Source organism: Streptomyces sp. JW3 (genome assembly GCF_052216785.1).
Classification (GTDB): domain Bacteria; phylum Actinomycetota; class Actinomycetes; order Streptomycetales; family Streptomycetaceae; genus Streptomyces.
Genome location: NZ_JBQOUX010000325.1, coordinates 1 through 245 on the forward strand (window position 1 = coordinate 1; position 245 = coordinate 245).

Here is a 245-nt window from a genome sequence, read left to right on the forward strand (position 1 = left end):
GTTCATTACCTGATTATGGTTGGTTTGTATCAACTGCTTTATACCCGCATTCCACCTCATGCCGCGCTGGCTGAAACGGTTGAAGGCGCAGTTGCAATTAAGCGCCCGCAACTTAAGGGATTGATTAACGGTGTATTACGTCAGTTCCAGCGTCAGCAAGATGAGTTATTAGCCGAGTTTAATGCCAGTGATGCACGTTATCTGCATCCTTCCTGGTTGCTGAAGCGTCTGCAAAAGGCGTATCC

The 245-nt window shown here is 47.8% G+C and carries 1 protein-coding gene; it reads left to right on the plus strand.

Annotation, left to right across the window (positions count from 1 at the left end; all coding sequences use genetic code 11):
- The coding region (locus tag ACTT8P_RS38685) for a transcription antitermination factor NusB (RefSeq protein ID WP_442836467.1) at positions 1 to 245 on the plus strand (245 nt) is incomplete at both ends.